This window comes from Flavobacterium hungaricum (assembly GCF_015182285.1).
In the GTDB taxonomy this organism is placed as follows: Bacteria; Bacteroidota; Bacteroidia; order Flavobacteriales; family Flavobacteriaceae; genus Flavobacterium; species Flavobacterium hungaricum.
In genome coordinates this window covers 714,357-728,849 of record NZ_PRDM01000002.1, presented here as the reverse complement: position 1 = coordinate 728,849, position 14,493 = coordinate 714,357, and the positions used below count along the sequence as shown (strand labels likewise).

The 14,493-nt window shown below is 35.1% G+C and carries 15 protein-coding genes and 1 riboswitch; of the genes, 13 read left to right on the top strand and 2 right to left on the bottom strand.

The window, feature by feature from the left end; translation table 11 throughout:
• The first annotated feature begins 158 nt into the window (after nucleotides 1–158).
• Together rpsB and tsf are read left to right on the top strand one after the other, a co-directional pair.
• Complete coding sequence (gene rpsB / locus C4F50_RS10910) at nucleotides 159–923, top strand: 30S ribosomal protein S2 (protein ID WP_194138694.1); 765 nt, start codon at nucleotides 159–161, stop codon at nucleotides 921–923.
• Between the two features lie 137 nt (nucleotides 924–1,060).
• Nucleotides 1,061–2,023, top strand: coding sequence for a translation elongation factor Ts (gene tsf, locus C4F50_RS10905; protein WP_194138693.1), 963 nt, complete (start codon nucleotides 1,061–1,063; stop codon nucleotides 2,021–2,023).
• Nucleotides 2,024–2,177: 154 nt separating this feature from the next.
• On the opposite strand, the gene C4F50_RS10900 is transcribed toward tsf, so the two are convergent.
• Nucleotides 2,178–4,295: a M3 family metallopeptidase gene (locus C4F50_RS10900; protein ID WP_194138692.1), complete on the bottom strand. Its 2,118-nt coding sequence runs from the start codon at nucleotides 4,293–4,295 to the stop codon at nucleotides 2,178–2,180.
• Nucleotides 4,296–4,464: 169 nt separating this feature from the next.
• Here C4F50_RS10900 and C4F50_RS10895 point away from each other — a divergent pair, with 169 nt between their 5' ends.
• The 11 genes from C4F50_RS10895 (at nucleotide 4,465) to C4F50_RS10845 (ending at nucleotide 13,707) form a co-directional block, all read left to right on the top strand.
• Nucleotides 4,465–5,157, top strand: coding sequence for a queuosine precursor transporter (locus C4F50_RS10895; RefSeq protein ID WP_194138691.1), 693 nt, complete (start codon nucleotides 4,465–4,467; stop codon nucleotides 5,155–5,157).
• Nucleotides 5,147–5,713, top strand: coding sequence for a DNA-3-methyladenine glycosylase I (locus tag C4F50_RS10890; RefSeq protein WP_194138690.1), 567 nt, complete (start codon nucleotides 5,147–5,149; stop codon nucleotides 5,711–5,713). Before C4F50_RS10895 ends, C4F50_RS10890 begins: the two co-directional genes overlap by 11 nt.
• A 208-nt stretch (nucleotides 5,714–5,921) precedes the next feature.
• Nucleotides 5,922–6,018: riboswitch (TPP riboswitch) on the top strand.
• 65 nt (nucleotides 6,019–6,083) lie between these two features.
• A complete protein-coding gene (gene thiS / locus C4F50_RS10885) occupies nucleotides 6,084–6,290 on the top strand; it encodes a sulfur carrier protein ThiS (protein ID WP_194138689.1) in 207 nt (68 codons plus the stop codon).
• Between the two features lie 136 nt (nucleotides 6,291–6,426).
• Nucleotides 6,427–8,250 (top strand): phosphomethylpyrimidine synthase ThiC, encoded by a 1,824-nt coding sequence (thiC, locus tag C4F50_RS10880; RefSeq protein WP_194138688.1) that lies wholly within the window; start codon nucleotides 6,427–6,429, stop codon nucleotides 8,248–8,250.
• 128 nt (nucleotides 8,251–8,378) lie between these two features.
• Complete coding sequence (locus tag C4F50_RS10875; protein ID WP_194138687.1) at nucleotides 8,379–8,990, top strand: thiamine phosphate synthase; 612 nt, start codon at nucleotides 8,379–8,381, stop codon at nucleotides 8,988–8,990.
• Complete coding sequence (locus C4F50_RS10870) at nucleotides 8,948–9,700, top strand: hydroxymethylpyrimidine/phosphomethylpyrimidine kinase (protein ID WP_194138686.1); 753 nt, start codon at nucleotides 8,948–8,950, stop codon at nucleotides 9,698–9,700. The genes C4F50_RS10875 and C4F50_RS10870 overlap by 43 nt, the downstream gene beginning before the upstream one ends.
• Complete coding sequence (locus tag C4F50_RS10865; RefSeq protein ID WP_194138685.1) at nucleotides 9,693–10,331, top strand: thiamine phosphate synthase; 639 nt, start codon at nucleotides 9,693–9,695, stop codon at nucleotides 10,329–10,331. The genes C4F50_RS10870 and C4F50_RS10865 overlap by 8 nt, the downstream gene beginning before the upstream one ends.
• Nucleotides 10,312–11,088, top strand: coding sequence for a thiazole synthase (locus tag C4F50_RS10860; RefSeq protein ID WP_284438369.1), 777 nt, complete (start codon nucleotides 10,312–10,314; stop codon nucleotides 11,086–11,088). The genes C4F50_RS10865 and C4F50_RS10860 overlap by 20 nt, the downstream gene beginning before the upstream one ends.
• 148 nt (nucleotides 11,089–11,236) lie before the next feature.
• Complete coding sequence (locus tag C4F50_RS10855) at nucleotides 11,237–11,614, top strand: GxxExxY protein (RefSeq protein ID WP_194138684.1); 378 nt, start codon at nucleotides 11,237–11,239, stop codon at nucleotides 11,612–11,614.
• Nucleotides 11,615–11,800: 186 nt separating this feature from the next.
• Nucleotides 11,801–12,928, top strand: coding sequence for a 2-iminoacetate synthase ThiH (gene thiH, locus C4F50_RS10850; protein WP_194138683.1), 1,128 nt, complete (start codon nucleotides 11,801–11,803; stop codon nucleotides 12,926–12,928).
• 68 nt (nucleotides 12,929–12,996) lie between these two features.
• Nucleotides 12,997–13,707: a HesA/MoeB/ThiF family protein gene (locus C4F50_RS10845; RefSeq protein ID WP_194138682.1), complete on the top strand. Its 711-nt coding sequence runs from the start codon at nucleotides 12,997–12,999 to the stop codon at nucleotides 13,705–13,707.
• Here C4F50_RS10845 and C4F50_RS10840 read toward each other — a convergent pair.
• A complete protein-coding gene (locus C4F50_RS10840; protein WP_194138681.1) occupies nucleotides 13,704–14,492 on the bottom strand; it encodes an MOSC domain-containing protein in 789 nt (262 codons plus the stop codon). The two genes, C4F50_RS10845 and C4F50_RS10840, sit on opposite strands and share 4 nt — an antisense overlap.
• Nucleotide 14,493: the final 1 nt, after the last annotated feature.

Sequence of the window (14,493 nt, the reverse complement as noted above, 5' to 3'; positions counted from 1 at the left end):
GATCGGACAAGACATTATCAATTATTTATTGAAATTAAAAAACACAGTTATTGTTGCTCTCCTATCGAGGTAGGATATAGTTTAGCATCTAAATGTATAAAGCCTGGGAAACCGCCATTTATACATTGCTAATCAACAGAACGTAAACTAGTACAAAAATGGCAAACAAAATAGAAGTAAAAGACTTACTAGAAGCAGGTGTTCACTTTGGACACATGACTAGAAAATGGGACCCAAATATGGCCCCTTACATTTATATGGAGCGTAATGGTATTCACATTATCAATCTATATAAAACTGCAGCAAAAATTGAAGAAGCTAACGAAGCTTTGAAAAAAATCGCTGCATCAGGTAGAAAAATTTTATTCGTAGCTACCAAAAAACAAGCTAAAGACATCGTTGCTGAAAAAGCAAAAGCTGCAAACATGCCTTACATCACTGAAAGATGGCCAGGTGGAATGCTGACTAACTTCGTAACTATCAGAAAGGCAGTTAAAAAAATGTCTTCTATTGATAAAATGAAGAAAGATGGTACTTTCATGACTCTTTCTAAAAAAGAGCGTTTGCAAGTTGATCGTCTACGTGCTAAATTAGAGAAAAACTTAGGTTCAATTGCTGATATGTCTAGACTACCTGCAGCATTGTTCGTAGTAGATATCAAAGCTGAACACATCGCAATAAAAGAAGCTCAAAAATTAAACATTCCAGTTTTTGCAATGGTTGATACGAATTCTGACCCAAGAGAGGTTGATTACGTGATTCCAGCAAATGATGACGCTTCTAAATCAATTGACAAAATTTTATCTTTAGTAACTACTGCTGTAATCGAAGGTCTATCTGACAGAGGTGCAGAAAAAGAAGTTGAAGCTGCTGAAGAAGCTCCTGCTGTTGAGGCTGAAGCTGCTCCTGCAACTGAAGAATAAATCAAATTTTAAATTCCAAATTTTAAATTCCAAAATCCAAGATTGAATTAAAAACGTTATGTTGATAATTTATTAAAATTGGAGTTTGGGATTTAAAAGCTGGAATTTTTACTTTTAACATTAAAATTCAAAATATTATGGCAACAATTACTGCTGCAGACGTAAATAAATTAAGACAAGTTACAGGTGCCGGAATGATGGACTGTAAAAAAGCTTTAGTTGAAGCTGAAGGAGATTTCGATAAAGCTATCCAAAACCTTAGAGAAAAAGGACAAAAAGTTGCTGCTAACCGTTCTGACCGTGAGTCTTCTGAAGGAGCTGCTGTTTCTTTTGTTAATGCTGACAAAACTAAAGGAGCTATCATTACTTTAAACTGCGAAACTGATTTCGTAGGTAAAAATGAGGCTTTCGTAGCTTTAGCTAAAGATTTAGTTGAAAGAGCTATCAATTTCTCTTCTAAAGAAGAATTATTAGCTTCAGATTTCAACGGAATTACTGTTGCTGAAAAATTAATCGAGCAAACTGGAGTTATTGGTGAAAAAATCGAAATCGGTGGTTTTGAAATCTTAGAAGGTGCTTTTGTTGGATCTTATGTTCACGTTAACAAAATTGCTGCATTAACTGCAATTTCTGCTCCAATTGCTAATGGTGACGTTTTAACTAAAGACATTTCTATGCAAGTTGCTTCTATGGGAGCTGACACATTATCTTACAAAGATTTTGATCCTGCTTTTGTTGAATCTGAACTTGCTGCTCGTATTGCTGTAATCGAAAAAGATAATGAAGAAGCTAAACGTTTAGGAAAAACTTTAAAAAATGTTCCTAAATATATTTCTTTCTCTCAATTAACTCCTGAAGTTTTAAAACAAGCTGAAGAAGATGCTAAAGCTGAATTAAAAGCTGAAGGTAAACCAGAACAAATCTGGGATAAAATTATTCCTGGAAAAGTGCAACGTTTCATCTCTGACAACACTACTTTAGATCAAGAAAAAGCTTTATTAGATCAAAACTTCATCAAAGATGACAGTAAAAAAGTAGGTGATTATGTTAAAGGATTCAATGTTGAAATTACAGGTTTCAAAAGAGTTACTTTAGGTTAATATATTATTATTTCAATATAAAAAGTCCCGAATATTAAGTTATTCGGGACTTTTTTAGTAATAGAATTGCAGCTTTTAATCAACAAAATACAACTCAGTAAAAAGCCCGAATAACTTAATATTCGGGCTTTTTTGATTCTAACGATTACCTAATTTACTTTTTGGCTGTAATAGGAAAATTTCTTGCTCTCATCAAAGCATCAGACTTTGGAGCTCTTCCTCTAAAGTTTTCGTATGCTTTTTCTTGATCAATAGTATTTCCTACACTAAATACATTATCATATAGTTTTTTCGCCACTGCTTTATCATAAGCACCTTTTCCTTCTAAGAAAGCTTCCCAAGCATCTGCATTGATAACATCTGCCCATAAATAGCTGTAATATCCGGCAGCATAACCATCACTTGAGAAAATATGCCCAAACTGAGGAATTCTATGACGCATTACAATTTCTGAAGGCATATGAAGCGCATCTAAAGTTTCTTTCTCAAATTTCTTCGGATCTATTTTTTTAGTTTCCAAATGAAGCTTCATGTCTACTAACGAACTTGAAATGGTTTCTACGGTTGAGAATCCTTCTCCAAAAGTACCTGCTCTTTCTATTCTATCTACCATAGCCTTAGGAAGAGGCTCTCCTGTTTTATAATGCAGCGCAAATTTGTTTAATACTTCTGGAGTACCAAGCCAGTGCTCTAACAATTGTGAAGGGAATTCAACATAATCTCTAGCAACCGAAGTTCCCGCAAGACTTGGATACGTCACATTCGAACATAAACCGTGTAATGCATGTCCGAATTCATGAAACAAAGTGCTGGCATCTTCCCAAGAAATTAAAATTGGTTCATCTGTTGCACCTTTTATAAAGTTACAGTTGTTTGACACAATTGTCAACACCTCTTTATCCATTCTTTCTTGATTGCGATAAGCATTCATCCAAGCTCCAGAACGTTTGCCTGCACGCGCATAAGGATCAAAATACCATAAACCAACTGCTTTTCCTGTCAGCTTGTTACTTACTTCCCACACACGCACATCTGGGTGATAAACCGGAACGTTTGTAATTTGTTTGAACTGCAGATTAAATAATTCACCTGCAACCCAGAACATTCCTTCACGAAGCTTTTCTAATTGCAAATACGGTTTAACCTCATTTTGATCTAAATCGTATTTTGCTTTTCTAACTTTTTCTGCATAAAAACGATAATCCCAAGGAGCGATTTTAAATTTTCCGCCTTCAGCATCAACAATTTTCTGCATTTCAGCTACATCTTGATTTACTTTTCCAACAGCAGGTTCCCAAACCGACAGCATTAAATCTAATGTTTTCTGAGGGTCTTTTGCCATTTTGTTAGACAAACTCCAATGCGCAAAAGTCTTGAAACCAAGTATATTTGCTTTTTGAGTTCTTAATTCTAAAATAGTCACTAAAGTAGAATTGTTATCATTTGCATTGCCATTGTCTCCTCTTTTTACAAAAATATCAAATGCTTTTTCTCTTAAATCTCTGCGAGTTGAGAAAGTCAAAAATGGCTCAATAGAAGAACGTGTATTGGCAATACATCCCATAACATCCAGTTTTCTTTCTTTTGCTTCTGCAATAGCTGCATTTTTTACTTCTAAAGGAAGACCCTCAAAATCACTTTCTGTTTTTAACGCCACGTATTGATTGTGCTCTTCTGCCAATAAATTCTGGCTGAAAGTCGTAAACAATGTTGCAAGCTGTTTGTTTATAGCCGCCACTTTTGCTTTGTCAGCATCATTTAATTTTGCACCTTGACGAACAAAGTTGGTGTAATACAGCCAGATTAAACGCTGTTGTTCGCTTGTTAATTTTTTACTATCCTTAGAATTGTAAAGTGTCTCAATTCTTGTAAATAATTTTTTGTTTTGATTGATTTTATCGCTGAATTCAGAAAACTTTGGCGACATTTCTCTATCCACAACATTAAATTCTGGACTGCTCAAATTCGATCTATAAATTCCGTAAACAGTAGCAATTCTATCCATAGTTTCTCCAGAACGCTCTAGAGCTGCAATAGTATTATCAAAAGTCGGTGCTTTTGGATTGTTAGCGATTGCTTCTACTTCATTCAATTTTTCTTGAATCGCAAATTCAATGGCTGGTTTAAAATCTGCAACCTTGTACTCATTAAAAGCAGGAACACCGCCATAAGGCCCTGTCCATGGTTTAAGCAAAGGATTACTTTGATTTGTTTGTGCGTTAGCCGCAAAAAAGGTTGTACCCATGAGAAAAAATGTTAGTATTTTTTTCATTACTCTAAATTTGATTAAAAAACATGTTATCGTTTCAAAAGTAACGAAATCAAAACCAAAGAAGAAATTTTTAACTTTTAACTGCAAAAGCAATTGAACCAATATCAAGAAGAAATTCCCAATTCAGTATAAAAAGTTTAAATTTGGAAGATAAATTACCAAATCAAATATGTTTAAAACTAGAAAAGAAATTGTTTTTGTTGTCCTTTCCGGAATTTTTATTACGAATGCCGTAGTTGCAGAACTTATAGGAGGAAAATTGATTCAAATGGGGCCATTTGTAATGAGCATCGGGATTTTACCTTGGCCTGTCGTTTTTTTAACCACAGATTTAATTAATGAATACTTTGGAGAAAAAGGTGTCAAAAAACTTTCTTTTATTACTGCCTGCCTGATCGCTTACGCCTTTTTACTGCTGTTTATGGCAATCATAGTTCCTGCAGCAAAAGGAATCAGTCCTGTTAACGACGAGCAGTTTCAAGCTGTTTTTGGACAAAGTATGTGGATTATTTTTGGAAGTTTAGTTGCCTTTATAATTTCACAACTTATTGATGTCTGGATTTTTTGGTTTTTTAAAAGAAGAACCGGCGAGAAAAAAATATGGTTGAGAGCTACGGGATCGACCGTAATTTCGCAGTTGTTTGACTCGTTTATTGTGCTCGGAATTGCTTTCTGGCTGCCTGGAAAAATTGATTTCAAAACCTACATCACTTCTGGATTAACAGGATATCTTGTTAAACTTACATTAGCTATTGTCTTAACGCCGCTAATTTATGCTGGACATCATTTGATAAAAAAATATTTGAGTGAAGATCCGCATCCAGAAAACAATCAAACGCAAATTGATATTCATGGAAAATAATATTATAAGATGCAGCTGGTGTACTTCAAGCGATTTATACAAAAAATACCACGACGAAGAATGGGGTGTTCCTGTTTATGACGATCCGACACTTTTCGAATTTCTAATCTTAGAAACTTTTCAAGCGGGTTTAAGCTGGATTACTATTTTGAACAAAAGAGAAAATTTTAGAAATGCTTTTGATCAATTTGATTATAAAAAAATTGCCCGTTATTCTGAAGATAAAATCGAAGATTTAATGCAGAACACCGGAATAATTAGAAATAAACTTAAAATTAAAGCTGCTGTTTCTAATGCTCAAGCCTTTATAAAAGTTCAGGAAGAATTTGGAACTTTCTCAGATTACATTTGGAAGTACACCAACGGAAAACCCATTATAAACAATCCTAAAACATCAAAAGAAGTTCCTGCAACTACCCCGCTTTCAGACGAAATCAGCAAAGACTTGAAGAAAAGAGGTTTCAAATTTGTTGGCTCAACTGTAATCTACGCACACATGCAGGCAACTGGAATGGTCAACGATCACGCCGAAGATTGCTGGACCAGAACGACTTAAGAGTTGTTTCAAGTTTCAAGTTTCAAGTTTCAAGTTTCAAGTTTCAAGTTTCAAGTTTCAAGTTTCAAGTTTCAAGTTTCAAGTTTCAAGTTTCAAGTTTCAAGTTTCAAGTTTCAAGTTTTCCGTGACGCAATAGGAGCTAATTTTGAACTTGATTCTAGACTTTGTGAGAAATATAAACTTTTTAAACAAAATTCCTTATATTTGCTTCACACTTTAGGGGTGTCTGCAACATGCAGGCTGAGATTTTACCCTCTGAACCTGATCTAGTTCATACTAGCGTAGGGAAAAGTAAGATGACTTCTATGCGCGCGTCTGCGTGTATTTTGCAGCCATTCCTATCGTGTAACTATACACTAAACTAAAAGGAATGGAACTAAAAATCAATCACCAAATCAAACAATTCAATGTTGAATCGCTCAGCGTTCAATCATTGCTCGATCTCGAAATTCCGCACAAACAAAACGGAATCGCCATTGCTATCAACAATACTGTTGTTCCAAAATCTAATTGGAGCGAATTCTTCGTATCCGAAACCGATGAAATTCTAATTATTTCTGCTACGCAGGGAGGTTAGAAATAAATTCAAAATTTTAAAAACCCAAATTCCAATTTATACTGGACGTAGACGCACTGCAGTGCGCCTCTACATACACAATCTACATCAACCTGAAACCTGAAACCTGAAACTTCAAACTTGAAACAAAAATATCATGACAAACGAAGAACAAATATCCAGAACCCCGTTTCCAAATTCTAAAAAAGTATATATTGATGGAGAAATTCATCCGATAAAAGTAGCGATGCGCGAGATTCATCTCAGCGATACTAAACTTTCAAACGGCGGTGTTGAAAAAAATCCGCCTGTAACCGTTTACGATACTTCTGGACCTTATACAGATCCAAACGTTGAAATTGATATTAGAAAAGGATTACCGCGCTTACGCGAAAGCTGGATTCTAGACCGAAATGATGTCGAAATATTAAACGAGATCACATCCGATTACGGCCAGAGCCGACTGCGTGATGAAAGTCTGAATCATCTGCGTTTTGAATACTTGCACCAGCCAAAACGTGCCAAAAAAGGCGCAAACGTAACACAATTATATTACGCTAAACAGGGCATTATTACTCCAGAAATGGAATATATCGCCATTCGCGAAAACCAACGCATCGAACTTTTAAACGAACAAACCAAAGCAATGCAATGTCAGCACGGCGGTCATAGTTTTGGAGCCAATACGCCTAAGAGTAAAATCACTCCCGAATTTGTTCGTTCTGAAGTTGCGTGCGGAAGAGCCATTATTCCAAACAACATCAACCATCCGGAAAGCGAACCTATGATTGTGGGACGCAATTTCTTGGTTAAAATAAATGCCAATATCGGAAACAGCGCCGTGACTTCGAGTATTGAAGAAGAAGTTGAAAAAGCCGTGTGGGCGTGCCGTTGGGGAGCTGATACGATCATGGATTTATCTACCGGAAAAAACATTCACGAAACCAGAGAATGGATTATTCGTAATTCTCCAGTTCCAATCGGCACCGTTCCTATTTATCAGGCTTTGGAAAAAGTAAAAGGAATTGCCGAAGATTTAACTTGGGAAATTTTCCGTGATACCTTAATCGAACAGGCAGAACAAGGCGTTTCATATTTTACAATTCACGCCGGAGTTTTACTTCGCTACATCCATTTAACCGCCAATCGTGTTACCGGAATCGTTTCGCGCGGAGGCTCGATTATGGCAAAATGGTGTTTGTTTCATCACAAAGAAAACTTCTTGTACACTCATTTTGAAGAAATCTGCGAAATCATGAAACAATATGATGTCGCGTTTTCTCTGGGAGATGGTTTACGTCCAGGTTCGATTGCAGACGCTAACGACGCAGCTCAATTTGCCGAATTAGAAACTTTAGGCGAATTGACCAAAATTGCCTGGAAACATGACGTTCAGGTTTTTATTGAAGGCCCAGGGCACGTGCCAATGCACATGATTAAAGAAAACATGGACAAACAATTAGAACATTGCCATGAAGCGCCATTTTATACTCTTGGCCCTTTAACCACAGATATTGCGCCGGGTTACGATCATATTACCTCTGCAATTGGGGCGGCAATGATTGGCTGGTACGGATGCGCCATGTTGTGCTATGTAACACCAAAAGAGCATCTTGGTCTACCCAACAAGAAAGACGTAAAAGATGGTGTGATTACCTATAAAATTTCGGCACATGCTGCAGATTTGGCAAAAGGTCATCCGGGTGCGCAATACCGTGACAATGCTTTGAGTAAAGCACGTTTTGAATTCCGTTGGGAAGATCAGTTCAATCTGGCTTTAGATCCTGATACAGCAAGAGAATTTCACGATGAAACACTTCCCGCAGACGGAGCAAAGGTGGCGCATTTCTGTTCGATGTGCGGCCCAAAATTCTGTTCTATGAAAATATCTCAGGAAATCAGAGATGTTGCGGCTGCAGAAAAAGGAATGCAGGAGAAATCAGAAGAGTTTATTGAACAAGGGAAAGAAATCTATATATAAGTGTGAGATGTGAATTGTAAAAAGTGAGATGTAAATGCAAAGACCTATGTTTTTTTAACTTTTTCACCTCTCACTTTTTACTAAATACATTTTACAAAACAACATTTCACTTCTAACATCTCACAAAAATGATGATAATTACAAATCCTTTTGCTGTTGCAGATGAAATCAAAATAATTCATTCATTATTTAAAGAAGGCATGCCTTTGCTTCATATTAGAAAACCTGATTTTTCTGAGTTGGAAATGGCAAAGTTCATTCATCAAATAGAATTAAAATTTAGAAGTAATTTGATTTTACACAGCCATCACGATTTGGCAGAAGACTTTGGAATCAATCGAATACATTTTTCTGAAAAAGATAGAAACTATAGCCGTGAATTTCCTGCAAGGTTTTCAAAAGCTTGCAGGTTTCATTCAACGTCAACACATTCTATCCAAGATTTTAATTCCTTAGAAAATGATTTTGATTACGCCTTTCTAAGCCCAGTTTTTAAAAGTATTTCTAAAGAAAATTATCACCCAAAAAAAGATCTTTTTGAAGAAATAAAATCACGGACAAATTACAACACAAAAATGATCGCTTTAGGCGGCATTCGTTCTGAAAACATTTATAATACATTAAAAAACGGCTTTGATGATTTTGCTCTTTTAGGAAGCATTTGGAATAGTGAAAACCCGATAAAACAATTTAAATTATGTCAAAAGATCGCCCTTTCGTACTTACAATCGCCGGTTTAGATCCCTCTGGAGGTGCTGGTATCCTGGCTGATATCAAGACTTTTGAACAGCACAAAGTTACGGGATTTGCTATTTCGACCGCAAATACCATTCAAACTGAAAATCAATTTTATGAGATTCAGTGGACCGATTTGAGTTTTATTATCCGCTCTATCGAAACCCTGTTTTTAAATTATACTATTAGTGTAGTAAAAATAGGAATTGTGCCTTCTTTATATGATTTAAACCGAATTATTTCAACTATAAAATTACACTCACAAGCAACTCAAATTGTTTGGGATCCTGTTTTAAAATCAACAACCAAATTTGATTTTCTACAGATCGAAAATCATTTGGATCTAAATAAAATATTATCGAAAATCGATTTGATAACACCCAACTATCAAGAAGCCGCAATACTGTTTCCTGATTTTATTTCGGATGGTATTGGCATTCCTAATCAAATTCCAACACAAATCCTTCTAAAAGGCGGGCACAACAAAAATGCTCTTGGAAATGATCGTTTATTCTTAAAAAATGAAGTTTTAGATTTTCTTCCATCAGACAAAGAATGTTATGAAAAACACGGTTCCGGCTGTGTGCTTTCATCGGCAATTGCTTCGAATTTAGCTTTAAACCAAACTATAAAAGAAGCTTGTAAAAATGCTAAAATCTATATCGAAAATTATCTCAGTTCAACCTCATCATTAATTGGATACCATTATGTATAATAAACTGCAATACATTTCACAAGGCGAAACTATCGAAGAACAATTACGCAATATTCATCAAGCTCTAGATGCTGGATGCAATTGGGTTCAAATGCGATTTAAAAACCAGACTTCAAAAGACACTTTTACTTTAGCAGAAGCGGTAAAACCTTTATGTGAAAAATATACCGCCAATTTTATTGTAAACGATGATTTATCTCTCGCAAAACTGATTGATGCCGATGGTGTCCATTTAGGATTAACAGACACTAAAATTGACGAAGCCAGAGCTTTATTAGGATCTTCAAAAATAATTGGCGGAACAGCTAATACTTTGGAAGATATTCAAAATCATGTAAAAAACGGATGTGATTATATTGGTTTGGGGCCTTTTAGATTCACGGCAACAAAAGAAAAACTAAGTCCGATTTTGGGTTTGTCCGGTTATTTTGATATTCTTCAAAAACTCAAAAAAAACAAAATTGATATTCCTGTTTATGCTATTGGAGGCATTACTTTGAGAGATGTGAATCCGTTAATGGAAACTGGAATTTTCGGAATTGCGGTTTCTGGAATCATTACCGACAGCTACGAAAAAGAAAAATTAATCACACAACTAAACGAAAAATTATATGCAAACGTCATTGTTTAATATTGGAGACAAAAGCTTCAAATCGCGTTTGTTTCTAGGAACAGGAAAATTTGGATCGAACAAAGAAATGGAAGAAGCGATTTTAGCTTCTGAAAGCGAATTGGTTACAGTTGCTCTTAAACGAATTGATTTAGAAACAGATACGGATGCAATTTTATCACATCTGAATCATCCGAATATCAATTTACTGCCTAATACTTCTGGTGCAAGAAATGCTAAAGAGGCCGTTTTTGCTGCACAATTGGCCCGCGAAGCTTTAGAAACCAATTGGGTAAAACTGGAAATTCATCCGGACCCGAAATATTTAATGCCGGATCCAATCGAGACTTTAAAAGCCACAGAAGATCTGGCTAAACTTGGCTTTTTAGTACTGCCTTATATTCACGCCGATCCTGTTTTGTGCAAACATTTGGAAAGTGTCGGCACAACTGCCGTGATGCCATTAGGATCTCCAATAGGAAGTAACAAAGGTCTAAAAACCATTGATTTTCTGGAAATTATAATCGAACAAAGCAATGTTCCGGTTATTGTCGATGCTGGAATTGGCGCTCCATCTGATGCTGCAAAAGCAATGGAAATTGGTGCCGATGCGGTCTTGGTAAATACTGCTATTGCAGTAGCCGGAAATCCAAAATTAATGGCCGAGGCTTTTAAAGAAGCGGTAATCGCTGGAAGAAAAGCCTTTGAAGCGAGAATTGCAAACCAGCAAAATTATGCTGTGGCGTCTAGTCCTTTGACTTCTTTTCTTTATGACTAAGTTTTTAATCTCTCGCAGATTTTGCAGATTGAGCAGATCTATTTAATTAAAATATGAAAAAAAATCTGCTCAATCTGCAAAATCTGCGAGAAGAAAAATAAAAAGTAAGAAATTTCATTAAATTTGATTTGCAATTAAAATCACAATTATGTCAGAAAATGAAATTTCATATAAAGTAAGAGGTGCTGTTTTCAAGGTATACAATACTCTAGGCCCTGGATTATTAGAATCCGTTTACGAAAGTGCTTTATATTATCAATTAAATAAGGATGGTTTAAATACTATCAAACAAATTAATCTACCAGTTAAATATGACAATGTAGAATTAGATATCACTTTTCGATTAGACTTATTAGTAGAAAATAAAGTAATTATTGAACTAAAATCTGTAGATGAATTGAAATCCATACATTTTAAGCAATTAAATACTTATTTAAAACTAACAAATAAAAAGCTTGGGTTATTAATCAATTTTAATTGTATAAATATTCTAGATAACATACATCGAGTCGCAAATAAAATCTAACCAGAGTACAAAATCTGCGTGAAATAAAAACAATCCAATGAACACATTCAAATCTATTTTTAAGCAATATAATTGGGATTACATTATGACTAAATAATAACCGCAAAGTTCGCAAAGAAAAGCGCTAAGAACGCAAAGCTTTGCCAACCTTGCGTAAATCTCCGCGTGCTTTGCGGTTAAAAAACTATGAACACATTCAAATCTATTTTTGAACAATATAATTGGGATTCCATTCAATCCAAAATATATAAAACCACAGCAAAAGATGTCGAAAGAACTTTGGCAAAAACCAAATACAATCTCGATGATTTTTTGGTTTTGATCTCTCCTATTGCCCAGAATTATTTAGAAGAAATGGCGCAGAAATGCCATGAGATCACAAAGAAACGTTTCGGCAAAACGATTCAAATGTATGCCCCTTTATATTTGAGCAATGAATGCCAAAACATTTGTACCTATTGCGGATTTAGTTTAGACAATAAAATCAAAAGAAAAACACTTTCTGATGCGGAAATTAAACTCGAAGTTGAAGCTTTAAAGGAAACGGGGTTCGATCATGTCTTATTGGTTACAGGCGAGGCAAATTATACCGTAAACATTAATTATTTCCTGAACGCAATTGCATTAATACGCAAACAATTTTCGATTATTTCTGTTGAAGTACAGCCGCTTTCTACAGAAGATTATGAGCGTTTGCACGATGCGGGCGTGTATTCGGTTTTGGTATATCAGGAAACGTATCATCAGGAGGTTTACAAAAAGTATCATACCAAAGGCAAAAAATCAAATTTTGACTATAGATTAGAAACTCCAGACCGAATTGGAACTGCTGGAATTCATAAAATAGGTTTAGGCGTTTTATTAGGTTTAGAAGACTGGCGGACAGATAGTTTTTTCAACGCTTTGCATTTAGATTATCTTCAAAAGAAATACTGGCAGACTAAATATTCCGTTTCGTTTCCCCGCCTCCGCCCTGCTGAAGGTATTATCGAACCCAATTTTATTATGGATGATAAAGACCTGACGCAATTAATCTGTGCTTATCGTTTGTGGAATGAAGATCTCGAAATTTCGATTTCGACACGAGAAAACGAAAAATTCAGGAATAATATAATCCCAATTGGTGTTACGAGTATGAGCGCAGGATCAAAAACCAATCCAGGTGGTTATGTGGTTGATCCACAGTCTTTAGAACAATTCGAAATCAGCGATGAACGCTCTGCTGATGAAATTGCAAAAATCATAAAAAACAAAGGCTATGAACCCGTTTGGAAAGATTGGGATAGAAGTTATATTTCAGATTTTAGCGTTTAAATTTCAGATTTTTTATTCTTCATTTCATCAATCAAAAATCTAAAATCAGAAATCTAAAATTAATTAAAATGAGTATTATCAAAGAATTTCTTCGTTACAACAGACAAACCATTCTTCCGGAAATTGGAGATGAAGGTCAGGAAAAATTAAAAAAAGCACGAGTTTTAGTAATTGGCGCAGGCGGTTTAGGCTGTCCGATTTTACAATATATTGCTACAGCCGGAGTCGGTTTTATCGGAATCATGGATTTTGACACGATTGAAATTCACAATCTGCACAGACAAATTTTATACACTGAAAATGAAATTGGTCACCAAAAAGCGATTGCAGCAAAAGAGGTGGTTTCAAAATTAAATCCGCTTATTGAAGTTGCCTCGATTACAGAAAAATTGACTGCCGAAAATGCATCAGAAATTATCAGTCAATATGATATTATTGTCGATGGTTCAGATAATTTCACAACACGTTATTTGGTTAATGACAGCTGCGTTCTATTAAACAAACCTTTAGTCCACGGAAGCATTTTGAGATTTGAAGGCCAGATCGCTGTTTTTAATCATAAAGGGAGCAAAAACCTTCGCGATTTATTTCCCGAAATGCCGGATCCTAAAGATGTTCCCAATTGTAATTTAAACGGAGTTTTAGGAACGCTTCCGGGAATTATAGGCAATATGATGGCGCACGAAACATTAAAACTAATTTTAGAATTGCCTTCTTTAAAAAATGAACTTATAATTTTTAATACGCTAAACTGGAATTTTTCAAAACTAAATTTTTAGAAAACAACTTCATCGCCAACATTGATTGTTCCGTTGTTTAAACTGACGATATTGGTCCCAAACAAAACAGAATTATTAACATTTCTGTATTTACTCAACGTTTTAAGAGGTTCTTTTTTTACAATTCCTTTCTGCGGATCATTGTTTACCATAATGCATCTTCCGCAGGGTTTTATATTTTTAAATGAAACCTCTCCAATTGTAAAAGTATCAAAATCATCTTCTTCATGAGCATTTTGAGTACTCACTACAATGTTAGGACGAAATCTTAAAATAGAAACTTTCTTTTCTAATTTTTCATTCAAAAAATCAAGGCTTTCGGTACCAATCAACAAATAAGGGTAAGCATCTGCAAGGCTGACATTATAAGTTTCTTTAGTTTTGGAACTTTCATGTTTTCGATCACCTTTTCCTAAAATTTTGACCAATTTACAGTCAAAACCCAACTTTTCGCTAAACCATTTTGAAGTGTTTTTATTTACTTCGAAAACATCGCTTTTATCTTCCCAAACATTACTTTCAATAGTGTTTTGCAAATGTTCACTAATAAAAAATTCATGTTTTTGGTCTTGAAAAGTAATGCTGATTTTATCCCCAGAAATTTCAGGATAAAATTGGCTCATGATCGGATATTCTCTTTGGGTTACATGCACATTATCAGCATTGATCAACATCCATCTTCTGTCATTTTCAAAACCCATTTCTTCTGCCTTAGCACTCTTCAAACTAATGCCCGCAAGGCTTTTTACAGGATATATATAAATTTCTTTTACAATAACACTCATT